The 23,774-nt window shown below is 35.5% G+C and carries 27 protein-coding genes and 1 pseudogene; 5 read left to right on the plus strand and 23 right to left on the minus strand.

Annotated features, from left to right (window positions below):
- Window positions 1–19: 19 nt before the first annotated feature.
- Window positions 20–1,030: a hypothetical protein gene (locus HU823_RS02975; protein ID WP_197221103.1), complete on the minus strand. Its 1,011-nt coding sequence runs from the start codon at window positions 1,028–1,030 to the stop codon at window positions 20–22.
- A 207-nt stretch (window positions 1,031–1,237) separates the two neighbouring features.
- On the opposite strand from HU823_RS02975, the gene HU823_RS02980 reads away from it, so the two are divergent.
- On the plus strand, window positions 1,238–1,918 hold the full coding sequence (locus HU823_RS02980; RefSeq protein ID WP_197221104.1) for a GIY-YIG nuclease family protein: 681 nt from the start codon (window positions 1,238–1,240) through the stop codon (window positions 1,916–1,918).
- Between the two features lie 31 nt (window positions 1,919–1,949).
- On the opposite strand, the gene HU823_RS02985 is transcribed toward HU823_RS02980, so the two are convergent.
- Window positions 1,950–2,765, minus strand: a complete 816-nt coding sequence (locus HU823_RS02985) for an alpha/beta fold hydrolase (RefSeq protein ID WP_197221105.1) — start codon at window positions 2,763–2,765, stop codon at window positions 1,950–1,952.
- Window positions 2,766–3,120: 355 nt separating this feature from the next.
- Here HU823_RS02985 and HU823_RS02990 point away from each other — a divergent pair, with 355 nt between their 5' ends.
- Window positions 3,121–3,315, plus strand: coding sequence for a hypothetical protein (locus HU823_RS02990; protein ID WP_197221106.1), 195 nt, complete (start codon window positions 3,121–3,123; stop codon window positions 3,313–3,315).
- Between the two features lie 174 nt (window positions 3,316–3,489).
- On the opposite strand, the gene mutM is transcribed toward HU823_RS02990, so the two are convergent.
- From mutM to HU823_RS03035, 9 genes are all read right to left on the minus strand, one after another.
- On the minus strand, window positions 3,490–4,293 hold the full coding sequence (mutM, locus tag HU823_RS02995) for a DNA-formamidopyrimidine glycosylase (RefSeq protein ID WP_197221107.1): 804 nt from the start codon (window positions 4,291–4,293) through the stop codon (window positions 3,490–3,492).
- A gap of 112 nt (window positions 4,294–4,405) precedes the next feature.
- On the minus strand, window positions 4,406–5,197 hold the full coding sequence (locus HU823_RS03000) for an aminoglycoside phosphotransferase family protein (protein WP_197221108.1): 792 nt from the start codon (window positions 5,195–5,197) through the stop codon (window positions 4,406–4,408).
- A 53-nt stretch (window positions 5,198–5,250) separates the two neighbouring features.
- Window positions 5,251–5,700, minus strand: a complete 450-nt coding sequence (locus HU823_RS03005; protein ID WP_197221109.1) for an SRPBCC family protein — start codon at window positions 5,698–5,700, stop codon at window positions 5,251–5,253.
- Window positions 5,701–5,793: 93 nt separating this feature from the next.
- The gene (locus HU823_RS03010) at window positions 5,794–6,297 is read right to left on the minus strand and encodes a GNAT family N-acetyltransferase (RefSeq protein WP_197221110.1); all 504 of its coding nucleotides are present in this window, start codon (window positions 6,295–6,297) and stop codon (window positions 5,794–5,796) included.
- A gap of 88 nt (window positions 6,298–6,385) precedes the next feature.
- Window positions 6,386–6,868: a hypothetical protein gene (locus HU823_RS03015; protein WP_197221111.1), complete on the minus strand. Its 483-nt coding sequence runs from the start codon at window positions 6,866–6,868 to the stop codon at window positions 6,386–6,388.
- A 454-nt stretch (window positions 6,869–7,322) separates the two neighbouring features.
- Window positions 7,323–7,682 (minus strand): hypothetical protein, encoded by a 360-nt coding sequence (locus HU823_RS03020; RefSeq protein WP_197221112.1) that lies wholly within the window; start codon window positions 7,680–7,682, stop codon window positions 7,323–7,325.
- Between the two features lie 188 nt (window positions 7,683–7,870).
- Complete coding sequence (locus tag HU823_RS03025) at window positions 7,871–8,557, minus strand: HAD family hydrolase (RefSeq protein WP_197221113.1); 687 nt, start codon at window positions 8,555–8,557, stop codon at window positions 7,871–7,873.
- A gap of 110 nt (window positions 8,558–8,667) precedes the next feature.
- Complete coding sequence (locus HU823_RS03030) at window positions 8,668–9,189, minus strand: DinB family protein (protein WP_197221114.1); 522 nt, start codon at window positions 9,187–9,189, stop codon at window positions 8,668–8,670.
- A gap of 146 nt (window positions 9,190–9,335) precedes the next feature.
- Entirely contained in the window at window positions 9,336–10,205 is an 870-nt protein-coding gene (locus tag HU823_RS03035) for a GNAT family N-acetyltransferase (protein ID WP_197221115.1), read from the minus strand.
- 208 nt (window positions 10,206–10,413) lie between these two features.
- On the opposite strand from HU823_RS03035, the gene HU823_RS03040 reads away from it, so the two are divergent.
- Window positions 10,414–10,626, plus strand: a complete 213-nt coding sequence (locus HU823_RS03040) for a hypothetical protein (protein ID WP_197221116.1) — start codon at window positions 10,414–10,416, stop codon at window positions 10,624–10,626.
- A gap of 90 nt (window positions 10,627–10,716) precedes the next feature.
- On the opposite strand, the gene HU823_RS03045 is transcribed toward HU823_RS03040, so the two are convergent.
- From HU823_RS03045 to HU823_RS03075, 7 genes and pseudogenes are all read right to left on the minus strand, one after another.
- Window positions 10,717–11,031 (minus strand): hypothetical protein, encoded by a 315-nt coding sequence (locus HU823_RS03045; RefSeq protein ID WP_144699587.1) that lies wholly within the window; start codon window positions 11,029–11,031, stop codon window positions 10,717–10,719.
- A 164-nt stretch (window positions 11,032–11,195) separates the two neighbouring features.
- Window positions 11,196–11,753 (minus strand): GNAT family N-acetyltransferase, encoded by a 558-nt coding sequence (locus tag HU823_RS03050; RefSeq protein WP_197221117.1) that lies wholly within the window; start codon window positions 11,751–11,753, stop codon window positions 11,196–11,198.
- Between the two features lie 341 nt (window positions 11,754–12,094).
- Window positions 12,095–12,418, minus strand: coding sequence for a hypothetical protein (locus tag HU823_RS03055; RefSeq protein ID WP_197221118.1), 324 nt, complete (start codon window positions 12,416–12,418; stop codon window positions 12,095–12,097).
- A gap of 161 nt (window positions 12,419–12,579) precedes the next feature.
- Window positions 12,580–12,867, minus strand: coding sequence for a hypothetical protein (locus HU823_RS03060; protein WP_197221119.1), 288 nt, complete (start codon window positions 12,865–12,867; stop codon window positions 12,580–12,582).
- Window positions 12,868–12,888: 21 nt separating this feature from the next.
- A complete protein-coding gene (locus HU823_RS03065; RefSeq protein ID WP_197221120.1) occupies window positions 12,889–13,500 on the minus strand; it encodes a VanZ family protein in 612 nt (203 codons plus the stop codon).
- Window positions 13,501–14,064: 564 nt separating this feature from the next.
- Window positions 14,065–14,511 (minus strand): annotated as a pseudogene (locus HU823_RS22245) (SMI1/KNR4 family protein); the annotation flags it as partial.
- Window positions 14,512–14,705: 194 nt separating this feature from the next.
- Window positions 14,706–15,617, minus strand: a complete 912-nt coding sequence (locus tag HU823_RS03075) for an SDR family oxidoreductase (protein WP_197221121.1) — start codon at window positions 15,615–15,617, stop codon at window positions 14,706–14,708.
- An 86-nt stretch (window positions 15,618–15,703) separates the two neighbouring features.
- Here HU823_RS03075 and HU823_RS03080 point away from each other — a divergent pair, with 86 nt between their 5' ends.
- Together HU823_RS03080 and HU823_RS21800 are read left to right on the plus strand one after the other, a co-directional pair.
- A complete protein-coding gene (locus HU823_RS03080; protein WP_197221122.1) occupies window positions 15,704–16,660 on the plus strand; it encodes a helix-turn-helix transcriptional regulator in 957 nt (318 codons plus the stop codon).
- Between the two features lie 611 nt (window positions 16,661–17,271).
- Complete coding sequence (locus HU823_RS21800) at window positions 17,272–17,601, plus strand: CPBP family intramembrane glutamic endopeptidase (RefSeq protein WP_231607289.1); 330 nt, start codon at window positions 17,272–17,274, stop codon at window positions 17,599–17,601.
- A 682-nt stretch (window positions 17,602–18,283) separates the two neighbouring features.
- On the opposite strand, the gene HU823_RS03090 is transcribed toward HU823_RS21800, so the two are convergent.
- The 5 genes from HU823_RS03090 to kynA all read right to left on the minus strand — a co-directional run bounded on the left by HU823_RS03090 (window position 18,284) and on the right by kynA (window position 23,710).
- On the minus strand, window positions 18,284–18,967 hold the full coding sequence (locus HU823_RS03090) for an alpha/beta fold hydrolase (protein WP_231607247.1): 684 nt from the start codon (window positions 18,965–18,967) through the stop codon (window positions 18,284–18,286).
- A gap of 323 nt (window positions 18,968–19,290) precedes the next feature.
- Window positions 19,291–19,902, minus strand: a complete 612-nt coding sequence (locus HU823_RS03095; RefSeq protein WP_231607248.1) for a hypothetical protein — start codon at window positions 19,900–19,902, stop codon at window positions 19,291–19,293.
- A gap of 724 nt (window positions 19,903–20,626) precedes the next feature.
- A complete protein-coding gene (locus HU823_RS03100) occupies window positions 20,627–21,049 on the minus strand; it encodes an SMI1/KNR4 family protein (protein ID WP_231607290.1) in 423 nt (140 codons plus the stop codon).
- Window positions 21,050–21,498: 449 nt separating this feature from the next.
- Window positions 21,499–22,392, minus strand: a complete 894-nt coding sequence (locus HU823_RS03105) for an alpha/beta fold hydrolase (RefSeq protein WP_197221123.1) — start codon at window positions 22,390–22,392, stop codon at window positions 21,499–21,501.
- Between the two features lie 469 nt (window positions 22,393–22,861).
- On the minus strand, window positions 22,862–23,710 hold the full coding sequence (gene kynA, locus HU823_RS03110; protein ID WP_197221124.1) for a tryptophan 2,3-dioxygenase: 849 nt from the start codon (window positions 23,708–23,710) through the stop codon (window positions 22,862–22,864).
- Window positions 23,711–23,774: the final 64 nt, after the last annotated feature.

The following is a 23,774-nucleotide window of genomic DNA, read 5'->3' on the forward strand; positions in this document are numbered from 1 at the left end:
CTTGTAACTTCTATATTATCTAGGTGATGAGTGGTAAAGGATTTTTTAATCCACCTTGCACCTCATCTTTTAAAACCAGATCCCGTACATTTGAGTACATGTGCTGGTGACCTTCTATCGCTACACAAAGAACTTGATTCGGGGAGATCGTTTGATCAATCTCAAAATAAACAATGTACCCTTTTGTTATTAATTGATCCTGATCATAAATAGAAAATGCTTGGCGTCTGGCTTTAGGTTTATAATTCTCTGTTTCTCCATAAACAAGGGAATAAGAGTGATCTAATAATTGAATCGAGTCTTGTCTACTCTGGTCGTTAGCAAAAAGGTCTAAAAGTTGATTCCCCTGATTATCTAATTCTTTTTCTTCAATAAGCTTTTCTCTAATCAAACCTGAGAGTTCCCAAGTCTTTAATAAATCCTTCTCTAATTCCTCTTTGCTGATTTGTCCGTATAATGGGAGTTCCATGCCAAAATGATAGAAAGGACGTTTTCTTTGCTTTTTGAAATCAGTAAAAACAGGCTTGAAATCTGTTCTTGAAACCTTCTCTTTTTTAAACCACTCTGTTTGAAAATAGATCAAGAGATCCTCAGGTGATTGTTGAATAGCAGGCAATAATTTATCTATTCTCATCAAATACCAAATGGGAAAAAAGTTAGAGTCAATTGAAATGTAAAGCTTTTGATCAACACCGTTTAACTCAAGTGTTAACAAGTTCACTTCTTGTTCTCCAATTTTCTCATTAAGAGATACATGATATTTTCTTCCTGTATTTGAAGTCTTCTTTTGTTCTGCAAATTTAGGGTTTTTCGAATCACTGTATGTAGTTTGTAATGTAACTGAATAATCTCTTAAAAATCTGTTGGCAGTCAGCAGATTATTTTCACGGCAAAAATTTTCAAAAAACGTCTTTAATTCAGGGTGGATATTATCTAAAACACTTCGACATCTTTCTGAGGTGTCATTTTCATTAAAGATAGTTTGATAGCTTGAAAGATTGAGTGTGTTTGTATATGTGTCATTCACCATAGCTTAAATTCCCTTCTCTTTAAATTAACTAATAATTTTTGGAATAAACACTCACCATTAAACTTTAATCCCATTATCATGAAGTTAATACACTTACCTTGATGTTTCTCAAATTAAATATAATATATCATTTGTAATGTTTTCCATATTTTATTATTCTACTAATATACATATTTTTAACTATTTTTTGGAAATGAGTGATTAATAATGCTTAAAGGGTTTTTATCATTTTTAAACAAAAAGAGTAATAATGAGCCACCTATACAAAATGTTCAATTTTCTCCTCAAAAAATCTACTTGTACCAACCCAATCAGAATGAACTTCAAAAAATAATAGATTCACCATTTCCAGATGGGAAAGCTCCAGGTTATGTTTATTTTGTGCAAGAACATCTGAATGGGACTTTTAAGATTGGAAAGACAAAACATATAGAAAAGCGGATGAATGTCTTTGGTGTAAAACTTCCATTTAAGAATGAACTTATATATTTGATTAAGACTGGTGATCATCATCAAACAGAAGTTGCATTTCACAAATATTTTTCTCAAAAGAGGCTAGAAGGAGAATGGTTTCAATTAAACCAAGAAGATATTTCTTGGATTAAGGAGCAAAAATATACCACTGAAATATGTAAATCTATACATTCACTAAATATAGATGAGGTTAAAAGTAAGGTTAAAACAAACAAAGTATATTTAACTCCCAAACAGATTGAGTATGCTATTTCAATGGTAAACAAATTAGATAGATACGAACTAGTTATTAATCAGGCTGAACTTACAAAGAAAGACCTTGATCGCCTAATCATGTACTCTAAGTTTAAAAATAAAGGGACTCTCGTAAATATGGTTAAAGAAGGAATACTAAAAGAAAAAGTAACCCTATAAATATAGAAAGTTGCCTAATTTGGCAGCTTTCTTAGTTATTTCCCTTGACCCTCTTCAACCACTCACTTATATGTATATTCAACAGCTCACCCTGTTCAATCTGCAAATTATGCCCCGCAACATCCAAAATAGAAAACGTCGCTCTTGGATATTTATCAAGTAAATCATAAACATCCTTATAACCCGTAACATGGTCCTGCCTACCTGTTATAAACACACAAGGTTTCTCAAACACTTCTTGGTCGATCTTAAACGTGTATCCATAAGCTCCTGAGATTTTCTCTAAGAAAGTTGAATCTGCGCTCTTCAATCCAACGACTACTTCATCCCTGTACCTTTTCCACGTGTATTCATTTATCTTTACATGAATGCCTTTGAAATCTTCTCTTTCTTCTTTTGTTAGTGTGGCTAGAAATTCGTTATCAACTTCAATGTTTGTTTGCTCTGGCAAAGTTCGTTCACTGTGGTTGGGCAGGATCATCGGACAGATGAATGCTGCACCTAGTACTCGCTCTGCGATTTTTGCAATGATACCTCTCATCATATAACCACCATACGATTGACCTGCCAGTAAGAATGATTGGTCTGGTAATAACGTATTAATGAACTGAATAACCAACTCTAGCATTTCATCCGAGTTTTGAACCGTTTCATATTCTTTCGTCTGTCCCATTCCTGGCAGGTCGAGATAGATGCGTCTGTATCCTTCTCTTTCTTGAAAGATCGGGTCCATGCAGCCTTTCATCAGGCGGTGATCGGGTGAGAACCCGTGAATCATCACGATCGGTGTCCCACTTCCGTATTCTTCATAATAGATGTTCGCTTTCTGTACTTGGCAATACGACATATTTCAACACTCCTTCTCTATAAAGGGGGTTCTCTGTCATTGAAGAAATTCCTTCTATTTTGGATATAAACGAATATCATATAGGTGTTGTGTTAAAATGGAAAAAGAAAATAAACGGGGAGGGCTATCTCTGAAGAACTATTTGATTCGATTGTTATTTGGGATATTGACTGGCTTCGTTACGTATGGAATTCTAGTAGTGTTTGATTTATATAAAGGTGAAAGTTCAAACCTGATTATAGTTTTTTCTATAATATGTGGTGGATGGTTTGGGTGGTATGTGTATCGTAATTGGACCACTAGAAAACATCGAATGTAAGCAAGTGAAAGATGAAGAATTGAAGGAGCGTTTTGTTTGAAAGCTTATTTTATCCGGTTAGCGTTTAGCATCATGTCGATGGTCATCATTTATGGGATATTCTTTTTATTAGGATGGCATATGAAGAGTTTTGCACCTTTCATCATCCTTCCACTTGGTTTAGCAGGTGGTTACGGTGCGTTGTATGTGTATAAAATGATTCAAGAAGCGAAAGCGAAGGAACAATTGTAAAGAAAAAGGACAGGTCTGAAGTCATCCTAACTTCGAACCTGTCCTTTTCTATTAGGAAACCGAATCGCACTTCTTTTCACAATTTTTTGCGAGTGAGCAAGTGGCACATTTGCCTTGCTGGCTTTTTTTGATGTGACGAAAAAATGCCCAGCTAAGTTGATAAGAGTTTTATACTTACATCTGACAGCTCGGACAATAAAACGACTTATGTGAAGAATGCTCCACTCTTTCTATCGTCCCTCCACATCTCGGACACTTCTCACCTTCTCGTTCATATACGTACGTGTTTTCTTTATATCTTCCGGTCTTCTCGTCGCCTTCATACATCGGGAAATCCATGTATCCCCCAAATTGAACAGCTCTTGAAAGAACAGGTTTAATGCTGTCATACAGATTATTTCTCTCTTCTTCCTTTAAGTCACTCGCTTTTCGTAACGGATGTAACCTTGCTTGGTAACAGATTTCATCGGAATAGCAGTTTCCGATTCCAGCGATAAAGGATTGATCGACTAACAATGGTTTGAGTGCACCCTTTTTCCGTTCTAATCTATCTAAGAACTCATCCCTCTGCAATTCAAATGGTTCTGGACCAAGATCGCTGAGCTTTTCATCCAGTTCCACTTGACTCAGTAAATGTAGATAACCTAACCGGAGCCCAATAAAGTTCAGTTGCAGCTCTCCAAAGGAAAGGATGATTTGTTTCGTTCGATCTGGGCTGTTTTTCGACGTTCCAAGAAACATCAGTCCTCCAAGCATCAAGTGAAGCAGGAGAAAATTCCCCGAACTTAGCTCAAAAATCAGGTGCTTTGCTCTTCTTTTGACGAAGGTGATATTAGACCCTTTTACAGAGTCGATGAAGGTATGAACCCTTGTGTTAATGGACTTCTCTCTGTTAATCTCTACATTCGTAATCGGCTTATGTAAGATATTATGATTTAGAAACTCACGATACGTTTCCATCTCTGGTAGCTCCGGCATAGTCCCAACTCCTTATATTTCGTTCTCTCTTGTTAGTATTGAGTTGGTTGGATAATTTATGTAAATAAAAAAAGCCGAATCAAAATGATCAGCTTTATTTTGTGCATCTCTTTTATAGCCACTCTTTTCCGTGATTCAGAATAAAACGAATATCTTCTCGATAGTGATCAAGATGCCCCTCTTCTATCATTTGTTGAAAAGCTTTGTCACCTTCACTTGCTCTTCTTATTATTGTTCTACATAACCCTTCTAATCGACGCAAAATCATATCCAAATAACTACTATCCACATCTTCACCGTACGCTTCAAAAAAACATTGGACTCTTTGTTTGATTCGGTCTGCGTGCTGCTTACGATTGTAATTTATGGTCTTGCCTGTTTCATCTAGATAAAATCTGCTTAAAGGCACGCACGTGTAGAGCGTATAGGCAATGTCCCAAAGTTTCGGCCCAGGACCCGCTACATCAAAATCAATGATTCCAACCGGTCGTTCGTGATCAAAGATAATGTTATAAATGGCAAAATCATTATGGCAGAGCACCTCAAAAGGCTCTGGAGTGTGACCGATGGGCTGCCAACATTTTTCTATAGGGAAATCTGCTACAGCATCGTGATAGCGTCGAAGCATTTTGGCAATCTCCATTAGTACATCATCTGACCACATATACTTTTTTAACGGGTAATGACCAGCTTCACCTTCTATAAAAGATAAGATCTCTCTATCCTTTTCATCAATACCTAAAAACTTTGGCGCATAAGTGAACCCTTTGTTTTCTAAGTGCTTTAATAGCTTGTGAACTCTAGCACTTTCTGGTTTAAGTTCTCGTCGAACCGTATCTCCTAGTCGAAATACGGTTGAGACATTTCCTCCAGTTAGTATTTCTTCGTTTTCGTTGTTTGGCATCTAATCTACACCTCCTTATTTCTTTAATTAACTTTCTCCAATCATTTAATCATTTATAGAACTAAGTCCTGTTTATATACTATTCCATGCTCTAAATATACTTTTAACAGGGTTAATGCTTCTCCCCATCCAACAGCACATCCGATGCAGGCACGTATGTCTCTTTCTGAATGCGTATAACCAGACTCATTCAGTACTACTAATGTACCGTCTTTATAAGGTTTAAGTTTAATGGTTACTGTTGAACTTTGTTCTCCTGGTGACCACTGAAACACAAATTTTTGGTTTGGAATTGCTTCTAGTATACTTCCCCCATCTTCAATCGTTACATTTTCGCTACCGAAGTTTAGCCACCGCATTCGAATTTCACCAGTTCCGTCTGGATAGATCTCTAAAGACGTTTCATCTGTAAACCATCCATTCCAACCTTGAGCTGTTGAAATTGTATGATACACGTCTTCTACTGTTACTTTAATATAGGTTTTATGATTTATTTCTGGCATTTATACAATCCTCCGTACACTTATGGTTCTTTCTTTATAAAATAAAATCTAACATCCATTCGCTTGAAGAAGTTTTGGGATGGGTTCAATCTTCTAAAGTTCGCGTACACTCCAAACAATCTCTCCACTCTCGTCCCATGTACTGTGATTACGTTCAAATCCCAGCTTTTCTAGTACACGGAAGGATGCAGCATTCCAAGCCCGTACCGTCGACCAAAGCTTGTGTCGTCCGGTTGCAACTGCAGCATCTACAATCACGGTTGCTGCCTCAGTCGCATAGCCATTACCGTGTACTCTTTGGAACAACTCGTATGCAATCTCTGGTTCTTCAAGTGAAGAACGACCAATAATTAATCCGCAGTACCCAATATAATCGCCTTCATCTCGACGACGAATAGTTAGCAAGGCAATTCCGCTTTCATATGCTCGATTGCGTAAAGTATTGACATTCTCACGAGCAGTAACTATAGTCAGCATACCTTTGCCCCGTTCCGCAACAAGTTCCCTATACCATGATGCATCTGATTCCTTCCATAGACTAAGGGACAATCGATCCGTTTCCATCTCAAACGTCATAGGTTTAAATTTAGCTGTCATCTTATGTGCAACCTCCTAGACTAATAGTTTTATATTAATGAACTCATTAACCTTGAAAATCTGCACTTTTCACAACTGCCATCGTTAATCAGTTAACTTTAACTACAAACGTGTAAGATATTTCACCATTGGACCATTTGGCTAAAACCTCATAGATGTATCGACCTTTACTTGACGGGGCGGATAAACGATTATTCTCTAAAATAATTTCTTTACCGCTACCATCTCTGTTCCACGGAAAAACAGATAGTTTTGGTTTATCTTTTATTTCGATTGTAATATCAGCGCCTGGTTTTACTTCTATAGCTTCAAACCCCTCACCAATTTGAAAAGGTGATGCTGCATCCGTTGTCACAGCTTCAGTTTCTAATCCCTTTTTTCTTTCCCATCTATAATTTCCTGGTTCCATCTCATGTCTGACACCTTCGATTTTAATGAATCCTGGAACCGTTGGAGGGAAGTCATTTTCGCTCTCTTCTGTTGTTTGATCATTCCTATCAAATGGAGTTATACACCCCGTTATGCAAAATAGAAAAAGAAAGATTACGAAAAACAGTCGTTTTGTTTTCAAAACTTATCTCCTTAAAGAAATGACATCTAATTAGTTGAAATTAATGCTTAAAATTTTAAAAATTGATCAATACCATAAAACGATGTGAATATGTAGATCATAAATAGAACCCGAAAATTCGTTTTAGATTTTACACAAAACTTATAAGTGAAATAAGTCACGGTAGCGGATAGAAAGGGACTAAAAGCAAAAACAGAAGTATACAGGAAAGCTCCATATTCCATTTGGTCCACAAAATACAGATTGCTAGAAATCCAAACAAAGAACATCCACCAACTAACTAAGGAAAACATGATAAAGATTAAATACTTCATTGCGTTTCACCATTCTCTTTTTCTATGATTTTGCTTGAAACGTTTCAAAATACTTGAGTAAACCATGTTCGATCTCTTCTTAATTTTTAAAATGAACACACTTTATTGATATAAGTACTCCACCCAATTATTTAATCCAATCATTCTGCTAAAAGGTCTGTAATAAAATCTACTAACTCTTCTTTAACTTCTTCTAGCGTTTCATCTAGTAGTTCCCCAACAATTTTACTGTCTGGAATCGCTTTTGAAATAGGCATTCCTAAAAAAGATCGATAGCATTCCCATATTTTAATTGTATGCAGATCAATTAGTTCTTCTTTTTCTCCTGATATACCAATCGAAATGGAGGAAATGTATTCAGGAGTAAATGGATGGTCACCTTCTATGTGAAACGCTCCATTAAAAGTTACATTCTTCTTATTAAAAAGAGGTTTGTATTTTAATAACAAATATTCAATATCGTCTGCAAAAGCTGCTTCAAAATCTTTAATTCTTTGCATTAGTTCATGTGAAAACTCTCTTTGATGATATATCTCATTTTATAATCACTTCATTTCTCAAATGTCTTTCTATTAAACAATCTGTTGCGTTATTTAATTCAATAAAAAAGAGCATTAATCCTTTAAAGATTAGTGCTCCATATTGCGTATTAAATTTAGCTCCCCAAAAAAGAACAATACTCTACTCTTCAATTTGAAAGTTGCATTGCCTTTTCATGGGTTTCTAAAATTAGCTTAAGCTCTGCCAGATCGCTTATCGTATAGTCGGCTGCCTCCGCTTCTTTCCAGTGAGGGCTAGTTTTCCATACGGCAATCATACCAGTATTTCTAGCAGCTTCCACGTCATTTTTGGGGTGATCGCCAACAAACAGGCACTCTTCTGTCTTAACGTTTAATCTTTCTGCCGCTCTCTGAAAAACTAGTGGATCAGGCTTTCTCAATCCTTCCATCTCTGAAACAAGGATTGTGTCGAAGTACTCCTTTATCTTTAGTGCTTGAATCGTGTCATACTGAAACACACCATAACCGTTCGTGACCAAACCGAGGCGATATCCTTTTTTCTTCAGCTCATCCAACATGCTAATAAGATTTGGAAACGGTGTGCAATGGTGCTTGAACTGTGTTAAATAATCATCCAGGAGTTCTCCTGGGGGCATTCTTCTGACAGCCAGCTCCTCGGCTAGCTTTTGGTACACTTTGTCCTTCCACACATAACCGTTCTCCTCTAACTCGATAAATCTTTTCGCAAACAACTTTTTAGGTATATGGGACAGCACGGATGACAGGCGAGTATGTTGGTCCTCTACGAACTTCTTAACCGAGGTGTCGCGATCCAATAGGGTTCCGTCCAAATCAAACATTACAGCTTTTATCAAACTAACTCTCTCCTATCCTTGCATTCTGTATATGAAGGTATGTACCCGTAATCATGACTATGCACGCCTCACCTTATACACTACAAAGCATAGTCTAAGAAATAATTGAACTAATCCCTAGACAAAACTCCTATATTGTTCAGCCTCTGATCCAGCTCATACTTCTGACGCATATGATGACGAAAATGCATACCGACAAGAGATAACCACTCTTGTGCATTAAGCCATCCAAAGCCACCATGCTTTGTTTTGCAGTTTGGGTTTATCTCTTCTACTTTAAGTTCCAAGCCTTTCATCCTATCCATTAATTGATCGAGCTCTAACAGAATGTCTTCTATACTTTTTGTATTATCCGGTGGGGCATCTAGTTCTTCGGGCAATTTGATTTTAATAGGAGGGAATCCACCAATATTAAATAGGTACTCTCCGAATTCGGTTTTTCCCTGATGTTGCTCTTCAACAGCTTTCTTACAATCTTCTACACTATCTAGATATTCATGAGCTACCACAATCAAATGGTCATACATTTGTCCAATTGACCAAACTCCTCGTTCAGGAATATAGCTGAGCTGTTCGTTTGAATAGTTTTGTAAAAAGCTTTTGTAGGTTTTAATTAACTTCAGATCACTCATCGTAAAACCTCCGTTTCATAACAACTAGTCCTATTCTTAACTTCAATAAAAAGAGCACTTCTCCTTCTTGAAGAAATGCTCTGTTAGTTTGCGTGTTCGTCTTTTCCCTAGCTATTCCATGAAATAATATTTTGACTTTATTTTTTTCAACCAAATACTTGTGCAGCGATTCCATATAACTTTTGGTTTCTGTTTGGCATTGCACTTGAATTCTTCATCATTATTGGGGGCTCATTAACTTTATTAAAACCACATGTATGTAAGAAAGTCATGAAATCATGATGACCTGATGGCACATCAATCCTAAGATTTCCATGATGGTTGGCAGCTAACTCTTTCATGATAGAAGCGGCTGTTTTAAAGTCCGGCGCTACAATCGGTCCTACTATTAGATTTATAGGTCCTTGTATTGATAGACCAAAACCAATAATCTGGCTGTTCTGATCTTTTACAACGATACATTGTTTCGATTGTTCAAAGCGATTGAGCAGAAATTTGCTTCTCCGATCACCAAATGCCGCTGAGTCTAGTTCCATCATTTGTTGAAAATCATCTACTTTGTAAGTATCTAATGTAAATTCATTATTAACTTCAACCGAGTTGCAGTCAAAATTTTCACATAAAAACTTATGTACAACATCTACCGTTCTAAAGCCTAAGCTTTCATATAACGGTTTCCCTTCATCCGTTGAAATTAGCATGATGGATGTCTCTTTAGACACGCTAGCAATACATTGTTGAGTGACTTCTTTTCCTAATCCGGTGCCCCTATAATCTGAATGTACGATGACCATACCGATTGAGGCTAGATTCGTATCGTATGGAATGATCGCAGCACATGAAACGATTTTACCTTCAGGATTTTTATGTCCATAAATTTTTCCTGATGACAGAATCGTTTTTATTTCGTTTTCATCATAGTCCCATCCGACAGATGAAGAAAGCTCTATTAGACTTGAAACATCATTATTGTTAAATTGCTCTACTTTTAGTACAACTCGATCTTCCGTATACATGGAGTAGCCCCCTATTGTAGTTGTACCCTTATTATAGTTTATAATTGTTTAGGATCGACATACAAACGGAATTTTATGAATGTTACAGGCTGCACGCCGCTACAGTATAGGGTGAATAATTAATCTGCACGTTGAATTTCAAATCATCAAATCTTTCTCACGGGGTTGCACATTATTGTTGAAATTTAATATAAGGGGATGTATTTTAATGGAGATTATGTTGGACAACTTAGTTGAAGCTAAACGTCAAATTGACTCAACGATTCATAAACTAAAAGAAACCGTTAAAACGCTGGAAGGTAAAGAAAATCCGAACCGGTATAAGTCTCAGATCACCTTAGCGCAAAGACGTATAAAAGCATTCGAACTCTCCCTGTATTTGATTGAAAGAGAAATTCGTGACCTAAGCGAGAATAGCTAAGCATCTTCCGCAACAAAAAAGGACCTTAGTGATAAGGTCCTCTTTTTGTTTCTTCAGTGTTTGTTCGTTAACTTTTTATAATCTTTGTTATTATTGACCAGTTCCATTGCCAAATCGATTGCGCAAAGCACAGTTTGGAGCATCTGTAACCGCTCGAACACTTTCTACTCTGTTTCTGCAAAGTTTTCTCCAAGCGCTGTCATTCCGAGATTCAGCCCAATTACATCTGCAGCACATATCTCTTCTTAACTGACCTTCTGAGTGACGCTTTACTTTTTTGTGACAGCCACATTCATGTTCATGACGTTCAACACGCTTGTTACATCCACATTCATGATGGTGACGTTCAACGCGCTTGTTACATCCACAAGAACGATGACCTGAATTATTTCCAATCCAACCCATAACTAATCCCCCCTTAGTTCCCGAAGGTATACCTTCGATTATGATATTCTATGAATTCCCTCAGAAAGTGCTTGTACACCTATCACAGTGCCCAATCAATTCTGCTTAATAAATGCAAAAAAAGGCATTAATCCCCTTTGGATCAACGCCTCTCTCAATAATGACTAGGATATAAATTCATCTTTCAGAAGTCCCATGACAATCGTGTCATAATATTTTCCGTCAATAAACTCTTCATTTCTTAAACGTCCTTCTACTACAAACCCACATTTTTCATAGGAACGGATGGCTTGTTCGTTCCCACTCCATGTTTCTAGTTTGATACGCTGCAAATTCATGGTCTGAAATAAGTAATGAATAAGGGTTCTCATTGCATCCGTTCCATAACCCTTGCTCCAGTATTCTTTCACACCAATTCCAATTCCAATTCCGACCGAACAACTTCTAGAGATAATATTCAATCCACTATACTGGATCCCTCCAATATGTTGAGGATTCTCTCCCATCGTATAAATCGAAAATTTGTCGGTTTCACGTTTATCTATCTTTTTTACATCATTCTCGTAATCAGCCTCAACATTTTCTGTTGAAACATGGCAATAGGCGTAATATCCTGTACCCGATATCAATTTGGCCGTTTCCTCATCATTACGCCATTCAAAAATTCGTTTGTAATCCTCTAGTGAAACAGGTCGCAGTTCTACTTTTTGTCCCTTAATCATTAACGTGAACACATCCTTTCCATTTAATTCTCATTATCCCATTCCATATAAACTTTCCTTATCCTTCCTGAAGATAGGGTAATATTGTTGGATCGGTAAAAAATCCAAATATTAGAATAAGTAAAAAAAAAGACCCGCTTAGCAGGTCCATACAAATTATATGTTCTTTAGGAATTTAAATAGAGTTGGATATTGATGCTCTGGAATGTACTGATTAAAGAAATGTGTAGCAATTAGTACCAATACTATTGTTAGAACACTAAATAAAGTAATCTCTTTCATCTACGTTATCTCCTATTCTCTCTTGAAGTAAATTAAATCATTTCATTCTTCTCAAGAGGTTAGAGATAACTGGATTGATAGAGAAAAGGATTAAGAAACGCTGCTTTCTTTAGAGGATTTTCTATGGTTAGTTTTACATCATTTTTGTTTTCAACATGTACTTTTCTAACACTTTTGTTCTGAAACGGATTTAATGCCTTTTGAACCTTTTTACTCTCAATAGAGTTTTTAGTCATTATGATAGATATATCATCCGATGCTATTGAGCTTGCAGTCCATTCATACTCTTGCGCGGAAGTTGCGCCTTCCATATGGAAGTAATTTGGAACAAAAGATATTTTTAAACATACGCAAAGTAAAACCAATAAAGAAAATAACCGCAATTTCTTAATCCCCCCTCTCATTCAAAACTATTTTAATTTTAGCATAATAAGGGATCTGTAAATATATGAGATTTCAAATAAAAGAGGAAACTCCTAAAAGCGGAGTTTTCAAGATAAGTAACTATTTATTTCTGTAATTCGATTTCATAACCTCCCTATATTTACGTGCTTTTTTTCACATTACTCGTTGCAATACCTATAAGGATAATTATGATTCCGTTGATAAAAAACAAAGTAGAATAGATTAGAGTAACAGCTGCAGCTCCAAAACCACCTGAATCAAATGAACCTATAACATCAAATGAAAGCTTAAAAATAAATGGTGATAAAAGAATTACAATAACTCCAGATAAAACTCTTCTTACTCGATCTCTCCCTGCCCATTTAAATGCAATAACATTAGTCAGTCCCAAGATGAGCAATATGATACTAATAAAGAGAACTTCCATATTTACTCCCCCTCCATACATCTATACTCTAAATAATCTATGTACAAAACTTGATTGATACCTACCGCTTACAAACATGAACCATTTGTTTATATAATAACCAAGAATTGCTCCAGCAACATTACAAATCACATCGTCTATATCTGTAACACGCCCCCAGCCCCCGAATATTGATTCAAGGAGTTGTAGTAGTTCAATCGTTACTGAGATTCCAATCGCAAGTAAGAAAATATGATTGAAATGTATTACACTTTTCCAAATGAGTGGTACTAAAAAGCCTAAAGGGACAAATAGTAGAATATTGCCTCCAACATTTCGAATAATCAACCCAATCATAAAGAGTATGTCCCCATCATAGGCTGTACCTATTAAACTTACTTGTTTCAAAATGGAAACTAGTGGGGTTAAATTTAAATAAGCTGATAGATTTTCATATTCAACAGGAAATCCTATAGGAAAAGGAAACAAAGTGACCGAGACAACCATTAAACAATAGATAACAAAAAGAAGTTTTGTCATTTCGTTCAATAAAATTGTTGGCTTTTTCTTATTCTTTATGAACATAAAGCCCCTAATAGATAAATAACATATGACTCCGATAATAATAAAGAACTCCCCATTAATTAAATACACCTATAGTCATCTCGCTTTTTAATTTTAACCTTATTTTACCATATTTTGTAACGATCACTAAATAATTTTAAAAGGTACATCTCTTGATAGAGATGTACCCTTTTTTGGAATGAATTCTGTTTTATAATTTAAATCATCGTTAGAGCAAATCTACATCAACAATTAAAAAATTGTATGAAGTTACTGGAGGTTATTTCTTCTCTTATACTCTTCTAAACTATAATCCGCTAAATCTTTTGCGTCTTTATTTTTACTAGTAGATATTTCTTTTAATACTTCAAATAAATAATTATTAGTTAAAATACCTTTATTATTACCTTCAGCACATTCCGAGAGAAATAACATAAGGTAAAGTTGCACCTTGGGATTATTGTGCTTTCTCATTTTTTCTACCATATACCTTATTACATCTTTATCTGTTGAAATAATCTTAGTGAATAAACGATCAATGTCGTTAGGCTTTCCATTTACCATTAAATCATCAATTTCACGGTAATACTTCTCTTTGGATTTATCTTTTTGATTATCACACTTCTGTATAATCTCAATGCCTTTATTTAAAATAAGTTTTTCTAAGAATTCACTGAAAGAAGTAGCTATTTCTATTATTTGATCTGATTCAGTATTGATATAAATTACCGGAGGATGTTCCTTTACATTCCTATAGTCAAGTGCCACCCATGTGTGTCCATCTCCACTTAATAGAACTATATTTTGAGGTAAACCCCATTCATCAATTAAATTATAAGTGTCCAATATTCCAATGTCTGTACCAATCCCCATAATATGATCGATGTTAATACAGTTTGCATTGTTCCTTATTGAATCGTTGAGGGCTATTGTGGAATTGTCCACTATATAACCGCCGTTTTGGACTTTCAAGATTTCTATATATGCTAAGGGTAATTCTATCCTGAATTGCACATTTGCTTTTTTAATTATTTCATCATTTATCGGACTTAACTTATAGATATCACTTTCAATATCTTCTCTCCAAATCAACAACACCATCACTACCTTTATTCTAAATAATAAAGCTATGTGAAAAAAATGTACTCCTCACCAAAAACAGCATTGTATCCATTGCGAGGTTCTTTCAGTTTATCATTCCATATTTATCCTGTACATGGTTTTCAAAGGTCTTGTATTTGTGAGAATTTTCGATATCAAAAGCTATTCTCCTCTTAGAAGAATAGCTCATTTTCTTACTTATATCCTTCAACATTAGCTGGCTTACCTGTCTCAACGACTTCGACTAAGTAACGGAAACAATCTGGCTGTGAGCCATCGATATCAACGAAGTCATATTTCTTAGCGAGTTCTCCGCTTGAAAAAGATTGTCCGTTTAATTCATTTCGGTTATCATCCATCGCTAATGATGCTACGGCTCTTCCAACAAAACGCGGTGTTTCGGATATTGCGAAATGTGGATCTTTCTTAACTCCATCCTGCCAATTTTCTTCTGTAACCCCAAAGACTTCAAGCATGATCTCTGAACGCATCCAGCCTGGTGATAGAGAAACCGCTGAACACTGATACGGTGATAGTTCGTGTGACAAAGCTTTGGCCATACGAATAACAGACGTTTTGGCTAAATCGTAAAACATGGACACTCTATAATTGTTATCATTGTATTCTTTTGTCCCATCTGTCATTTCAATCACGAGTCCGCCTTTGTTCTTAATCAACAATGGTAGCGCGTAGTGGCTTGTTATTAGATGGGTATCTACAGCGAGACGTAGCATACGCAATCCTTTTTCAAGTGAATGTTCCCACACTGGTGTACTCCATTCAATGATATTCTCTCCGCCCCAAATGTCGTTCACTAGAATATCTAATCTACCTTGTTCGTTTTCAATTCGCTCTACTAAGGCTTGTACTTGTTCTGCAACAAGATGATCGACTTGAACGGGAATTCCAATGCCACCTAGTTCTTTTACTAATTCTGCTGTTTCCTCAATGGTTTCTGGTCGGTTGTATTCTGATACTGCGTTACGTGTCGTTCTGCCTGTGATATAGACTGTTGCTCCTGCTGCTCCTAACTCCATCGCAATCCCGCGTCCTGCTCCTCGTGTTCCTCCAGCTACTAGTGCAATTTTTCCTTCTAAAGGTTTCATTTGCATTCACTCCTTCATTGAACTATCTTTAGTTTAACCCTTAAAGTTGACATCCATTGTCATATTAAAAATATAGGAGTATATAAATGAGAGCAGACCGTTTAATCAGCATCTTATTGCTGCTTCAGAATCACGGAAAGATGACAACAAAAGCATTAGCCAACGAATTAGAAGTCACAGAACGAACGATTCATCGTGACATGGAAGCGTTGAGTGTCGCAGGAATTCCAGTACTAGCCGAACGCGGCAAACATGGTGGATGGCGGCTTGTTGATGAGTACAGAACACGCTTAACAGGATTGAAAGACAACGAATTAAAAACGTTGTTTCTCTCCCCTTCCTTTCAGCTTCTAAGTGATCTAGGGATTACAAAAGACTGGAAAGAAGCTCGGCAAAAACTGTTAGCGGCTCTTCCGAACACACTTCAATCACAAGCGGATAACGTGTGGAATAGAATCCATATAGATATCGATTCGTGGAAACAATCGAGTCAAGAGACCACTGCACTCGGTTTGTTACAACAAGCAATATGGGAAGAACGAAAAATACGTATAGCTTATGAAAAAGCAAACAAGGAATCTTCAGAGAGAATTATAGAACCATTAGGGCTCGTTGCTAAAGGACGTACATGGTATCTGGTTGCGGTATCTAATACAGATCTTAAGAATTTTAGAGTGTCTCGAATCAAGTCTGTAGAATTAACGAATGAATCCTTTGTCCGGCCAGCTAACTTTCAACTTGCTGATTACTGGAACAAATCAAAACAAAATTTTGTTCAGAGTTTACCTGTTTTTGAAGTAGAGGTTGAGGCATCTCCCGCTATTATTCAACGGTTATCATTCAGCGGACGCTTTGCACAAGTAGTAAGCACTAGTACACCGAATGAAAACGGGTGGATTCCTGTCAAACTGTCGTTTGATACAAAACAAGAAGCAACTTCTTATATCATCGGTTTTGGTGATCAGATAAAAATTATTTCTCCTTCCTCATTGATTGAATCTGTTAAAAGAATGGCAGAGTCTGTACTAACGTTTTATAAATAGACCCTTAAGATTTTTAAGCATATTTGGGCTTATCATTTCTTCCAAGAAAATAGTTGATATTAAACTCAATTGTTAAATTCAGGAAGGGTATTTGCGCAAAAATGTAGAAATATATGTATTTGAATATTTTGTTTGTATTGATAAAGGAGAGATCAGTTATACAACTCGTGAAAAGTAATTATGCACTCATCGCTTTAACATGCTTATTTTTACTAGGCATAATCTTTTTTTCGTACAGGATGTTCAGTTTAGGCATACTCACAGTTTTATCTTTGTTTCTACTCTATAGAATCAATTTTCAGTATCGACCTACCTTATCCCTCTTCGTCTTCTTTTTGTCTGGGTTTGTATTATTCATTTTAGGAAATGACGTAATCGCTCAGTTGGGGATTTCTAAAGAAGTAAAGATTATCCTTAATAGGAGTCTGCTATTCGTTCTAATATTAGGAACCGTTATCTCTATTAGAAGGAATAAACAAGGAGTAAATCTTTATACCGTGATGCCACACTGGAATGATCGAATCGAATTTCCAAATCACACCATTAAGACTCTAACCTTTTTAGGATTTGGTTTCTTAGGATCCATGACAATATTCTTACCCCTACTTCTTATGAATAGTACAAGTATTTCGCGGTCTCTTCTTATCTTTGCACTGGTCTTTTCTCTGATTAATGCTGTATTGGAGGAACTGCTTTGGAGAGGGTTATTGTTATCTTCTTTAAAAAAGTACATTTCAACCTTTTATGCTGTTCTCGTTACTAGCATCGGTTTTGGTCTGTTACACCTATCCATAGGCATTCCAATTCTAATGAGTCTTTCCTTTTCATTTGGAGGGCTTTTCTATGCTTTGGTGGTGTTAAAGACAAAGAGTATCTATCCCGCGGTCCTGTTTCATTTTGTCATAAACATAGGGATGGTTCTTAACGGTTGGATCCTATAATTCTCAAAAATTTTATAAAGAGTACCCAGCTTGCGGTACTCTTCTCATTAGTTATTTACCTGTTTCCTTAAATGCGTATTTATAAAGGGTTCTGAAGTACACGAAAATAAAAATTAAAACCACTAAAGACGAAAATATGAATTCATCGTTTGAATGAATTCGTATATATTTCTCTCGCGAAACCAATAACATAAAACCAATTGTGTAGAGAAGGTCAAATACGAAGAAAATTTTCCAAAAGATCTTTCGAAAGATTTCTTTTTGATAAACATATCCGTAGATACCTAAAAGGCCGACCACCGTGATGATCAGATTCATTAACTCACGGAAATTGCTCATATCAATCCACAGAAAGTTGTACGTGGAAATCAACAAGAAAAACCAAAAGTATATCTTCAAACATGCACCTCTTTCTTTAGGTTCTAGAGAGATTATTATCATATACCTTAAGTTGCGTTTTGGTTCATGTGTTTAAATAATTGGTTGTTTAACTGATTAGCCTTCGAACCAAAAAAAAGCCATCCTCTTTTCTTGTAACGGGTTCTCTTTTGGAGGAGAAAATCGTAATTCTCAAGATTTTTAACAGGTGAATTAGCCTGATAATTGAATATAAAAAAAATCAAAAACGACCAGATTTTCGTCTGATCGTTAGCATATGTCCGTATTCAATTAAAGCACCATGTTATGGAGTAATCCCAATACGAGCTTTTTCTAAAAAACTACTAACCATTCTATTATATATTTCAGGTTGGTCTATGTTTGCAGTATGTCCTGCAAAAGGAATTAGTCCAATTTCAAATTCGTTATTTTGTTTCTTTAAATATATAGCTGCTTCTACTTCATGCAATTCAATACTACCATTTATCATTAATACAGGAGGCTTAATTTTTTTGATGTCCTCCATGGACATAGTAGGATAGTTGAAAGTCATCGTGTGAAGGACTTTTTTTAATGTGTCAAGCCATTTATCACCGTGGAGATTATTAAAATGTGTTGCAATATTTTTGTCGTTTTCTTCAATATTTAAGAAGTATTCGTATTGGTTTTCCATAACTTCTTTCAAATCTTCAGGAATGAAGGGTGAATAACCTGTTACTATAATACCTTTTACCAATTCTGCTTCTCTTAGAGCTATGTGTATTGCTAATGAAGCACCTAAAGATAAACCTAATATAAATCCATCGCCATACTTCTTAATTTGAGATATAACAAATTCAACGGCATTTTCAAAATAATTTTCAGATGCAGTTACTGGTGATTGGCCATGTCCTGGTAAATCTAATAAGATTAATTCATGACTATCTTCAAAATAAGAAATTTGGCTAGAAAAATGTGTCTTTGCAGTTCCCATAAAACCATGTAGCATATAAATTCTATCTATAGTAATCTCCTCCTAAATCGGCATACGTTAACTTTAACATATTATTCCATTTGATTGCTCATTTGTTGAATAAGATCCACTCGTTATAACTTTTATATATTTCATTTAAACTTCGTATAATAAACCCTTATATATTAAAGAAAAAAACCGCAAAGAATTCAGTTACGGTTTTGATGTTATTTGCTATGCGATTTGATTTGTTTTTTCTTGTTTTTTTCCCTTAAATGAACCTATTACTTTACTAAGGTGACTTAATTCTCCTGATAGTGATACGTAATTTCTACGTAAAAAAATCGGCTAAGAACTTTTCATCTTAGTGGATAGATCAACTGTATATCTTTCAGTTTCCCGAGGGATTCATAATACCAATAATTATGATCAGCCCCATGTATACAAAGAATTCTTTTACCTGTATTCTTTTTAATCGCTTGTTTTACTCTCGCAACCATTATATAGTGTCGAGCATTCCATTCAATATTTTGAACATCTGGATTTATGGTATGTAACCACTCGTACATAGCTTTTGTAACATCGTCGTATTCATAGGAGTTAAATGGAACCTCTCCATACTTCCATAATGAAAGCTGCTTCTTTTTCCAATCATCGAGTTTGTTCTCTAATTCACTTTTGACATTAGAATCAAAGCGTTCAAAAGGCTCTTCTTCAAAAACATCCTCTTCAAACCAATTTACAGGAACAAACTCAATACCCATTTCTTCACACAAAGGAAATATTAATCTAGGATATTCGTTTTGTGTTTCTCCTAAAATGCCATTCGATTCTCCTTCGTTTACGTATAACTCCCAACTTAATGGATGAACTTCCCCGCAAATGACATCGGGCTCAAATTCTAAAATTAATTCTTTCACGAGAGACAACGGATAGTCATACTTCTTCTGTAATTCTTCATCGTGAGTCATACCTAAAATACCTACAGTAGTATTAATATTAATCACCACCAGATAAATATAAAGTTTTCATTTTACAAAAAGTTAATTCTTGGTAATATTCAATGTGAGAGAGGTGATAATTTTTGAACAGCTCTAAGGCAGGATTGCTATGTATTTTAATATGGTGTACATTTTTAATGATTACTTTTTCTTTTTCTGAGCCATTCATTTTATGGGTATTTTTACTAGGAGCTAGCATTATATTGAACGTAGTAGGAACTATGTTAGTTTTGAAAGCATTGAAAGTCACAAAAAATGATGCAATTCCTCCAAAGTGACCTTAAATTCAAGGTCACTTTCTTTTAAACATAAATTTGTGAACTCATTTTTTCCTACGGAGTAACAAAAACGGCAAACCTAATACAAAGTATAATACCCCTGGAAAGAACACTAAAAAAGGAAATCGGAAATCAAAACCCATTAAATTATAAACAGGTACATTTTCTACGTAAAGATATCCTCCTAACAGAAAAATGCATAATTTTAATAGTGCTATTAAAAATACAGCCACATTAGATCTGTTCTGATTAAAGATATCTGAGTACATAAAGATAAATACAAACAAAAGAAAGAGGGCGTACGTAATAGAATACAACAAAAAGCTACAACCTATTATACCTGCACATAGAATGATATAAAAAGCGATTAAGGTGTCTTTCATAGTTCTTTCCTCATCCCGAAAACTAAAACTTTATCATACAACAAAGTATGCTTGTAAGAATTCGTAAAACGTCAACCATGTGGGTTTTAGTTCTCCCCGTATCAGTTTCTCATCTCCACCTTCAAAATCAACTATATAAACATGATCATTTAACGCATTAAGAACGAGCACAGAATTTGCACTCATTTCACTTAAGACTAAATAGTGTTTTGAAAAATTGTGTTCATTTCTAGCAATTTGAGTGAAAGACTCAACTTCTGTTATATCAAGAAGTTCAAACGGTACATTTTCTTCCCAAAATGGACCTTCATATTTGTAATAAAAAGACTTAAAAATGTCTGAGGGTTCTGTTCCTAACTTTAATAAACTATCATGCACTTGATTTTTGTCACCGCGTTGATAGATATCTTCATGAAGAAATTTTTGTAAAAAATCGAGTTGATCAGTCAAACTCATCACCTCACAATAACTTTTTCTTAGTTTATTCAATAATCGATAAAACCTTTTATAGGAAATTATAAAACCCGCATGAGCGAGGTTCAAATCCGTTATGCTCTTCTAACCATTATGCCTTTTCCGTGCAAGCTATTAGTTTAATTGCAATAGCTACAAAACTGGAAAAAAGCATAACATAGTTCACTTTCAATGTGAACGAATAACTATCAACATTCCTTTAAGATACGGTGTTTACTTACGTACCAGTAAAGAATGGAGAGTCATAATATTGAATGTGTATCTAGCAAGGTATTACACGAGCATTTCATAAAAATGACTATCCTAACCAGTTATTGTTGTAAGCAATAACCCCTAAAATTGCACCTATAAAACCACCAAAGATAAGTGCCGTAATCTGCTTTTTCATTGTATTTCTCTCTATTCTCCTTCAGTCTAATCTCTAAAGATAATTAATATTTAATTAGTGATTCTCTAAAGTTAACTAAGATTGACTTCCATACCTCTTCACTTTCCGTTAAGAAATGTCCAGCTTCTTCTAAATAATTGGTTTTTACATAAGGAATCTTGTTAGCCATGTTTTTCACTTCAATGATAGGTGAAAATGTATCTTTCTCGCCATGCCAAACGATTACAGGTCTTTCTAAGTCCTCTACTTTAAATCCCCAATCTCTCGTTAATAATTTTCCTTCATCAATAACTCCATCTACTCCTTGACGATAGGCTTCCTTAGAATGCAGCACTCCATTTTCAAGCACATCATCATCTAATAATATTTTGTTGTCCCAATCCGAGAGATGAGAACCACCTTTTTTCAGATTCTCTTTGTATACTTCAGGTTTGTGATCAACTAACTTTTTCTTCGACTTCTCTATCAACTTAAGCAACCAAGGAAAGTGGTTTGTAAGATAAAAGGCCAAACGATTCTCTTTTGACATGGTTTTCGGAGGTTTTCCATTTTTGAACGGTGTAGCCGTACAGACCAAAATACATGTGTCGACTTTTTTAGGAAGAGCAGATGTAACAGCTGCAGCAAATGCTCCACCTCCCGAAACACCTAAAACCGAGAACGTATCTAACTGTAAATGCTCGGCAAGTTCTTTAATATCCTGAGCATAATCTAACAATGTGCCATTATTTTTCTTATCTGATAAACCGTAACCAGGGCGATCAGTAGCGATCAAACAAATAGATAATTCTTTTGCGATAGGATCATCTTCTGTAAACCACACTCTTGATCCTGGTGTTCCGTGAAATAATAATAATAATGGAATTCCGTCTGGATCACCATATACTGAGTATCCTAAACGTCTTCCGTCAGATAAAATCATGGTGCTATCATTCATAATAAATCTCCCTTATCATAAGCCATTTTTTAGTTTGAAAATAAAGGAAAGTGTTTCTTCTTTGTCTTCATTTTATCATTTAGTTATGTAAATTTAATCCATTTATGTGTCTTTTTATGTAACTTCTATATTAACAAGACGTAGTTTCACTACACAGATATCATTCAAGCAATTTAAAAACACTTAACAAATTATGTTAAAATCTAAACAACTAATAACGGGGAGGAATCATTATAAAAATCATAATTCATTGTTCAATAACTTTTGTGATTGTATTTCTTATACATTTGTTCTGGACCGAGCAAAGTTTTATATTGAAACCACTTGTTGTAGGAGTAGTATGCGCCGGGGTTTTCTATGGCACTGAGAAGTTATATAAAAAGAAAAATGAATCAGAAGAAAAAAAGCATACTGTGTAAAAACAGTACGCTTTTTCTAATATTCAGACCCTAAAAAAATACCCTAAAACTTATATGCTCGTACGCAGATCCCAAAGCTCAGGGAAGAAGCGTTGATCTAATACCTTCTTCAGATAGTTCACACCTGATGATCCGCCTGTTCCAACTTTGAAACCTATGATGCGTTCTACAGTCTTCATATGGCGGAATCGCCACTGTTGCAGCCAGTCTTCGATATCTACAAGCTTTTCTGCTAATTCATACAGATCCCAATACTTCTCTACGTTTCGGTACACTTCTAACCAAGCTGCTTCTACTGATGCGTTGTATTCATAACGCTTTGTTACATCACGGTTTAGCACTTCTTCGTCGATATGAAGCCCCGCTTTTGCGAGTGCCTGAATGGAAACGTCGTACAAACTTGGTGTATGAAGAGCAGCCGTTAGCTGTTCATGAAGATCTGCGTCTTTTTTGTAGATTTCTAAAATGTGCGGTGTCTTATAACCGAGTGCAAATTCAATCATGCGGTATTGATACGATTGAAAGCCTGATGCTTGTCCAAGCTTATCGCGAAACTCCATGTATTCTGCTGGCGTTAAGGTTGAAAGCACGTCCCATGATTCGATGATCTGAGATTGAATCTTTGAAACACGTGCTAGCATTTTAAAAGCTGAATGAAGATTTCCGCTCTCAATCGAAGAAATTGCTGAACGCGTCTCGTGAAGGATGAGTTTCATCCATAGCTCTGATACTTGGTGGATAATGATAAACAACATTTCATCGTGATGACCGGAAAGCCTTTTCTGACCAGACAAGATCTTATCTAGGTTCAGGTATTCGCCATACGTCATTTGATTGATAAAGTCCGTGTGAAGTCCTTTTTCTGTTTCTTTGCTGTCCAATTTTTTCTGTTCTGTCATTGAAATCCACTCCCCCGACAAATTACTGGTATGTCACCGCTTTCATTATACATGATTCTTAGGG

The organism is Fictibacillus sp. 18YEL24, from assembly GCF_015903855.1.
In the GTDB taxonomy this organism is placed as follows: domain Bacteria; phylum Bacillota; class Bacilli; order Bacillales; family Fictibacillaceae; genus Fictibacillus; species Fictibacillus phosphorivorans_C.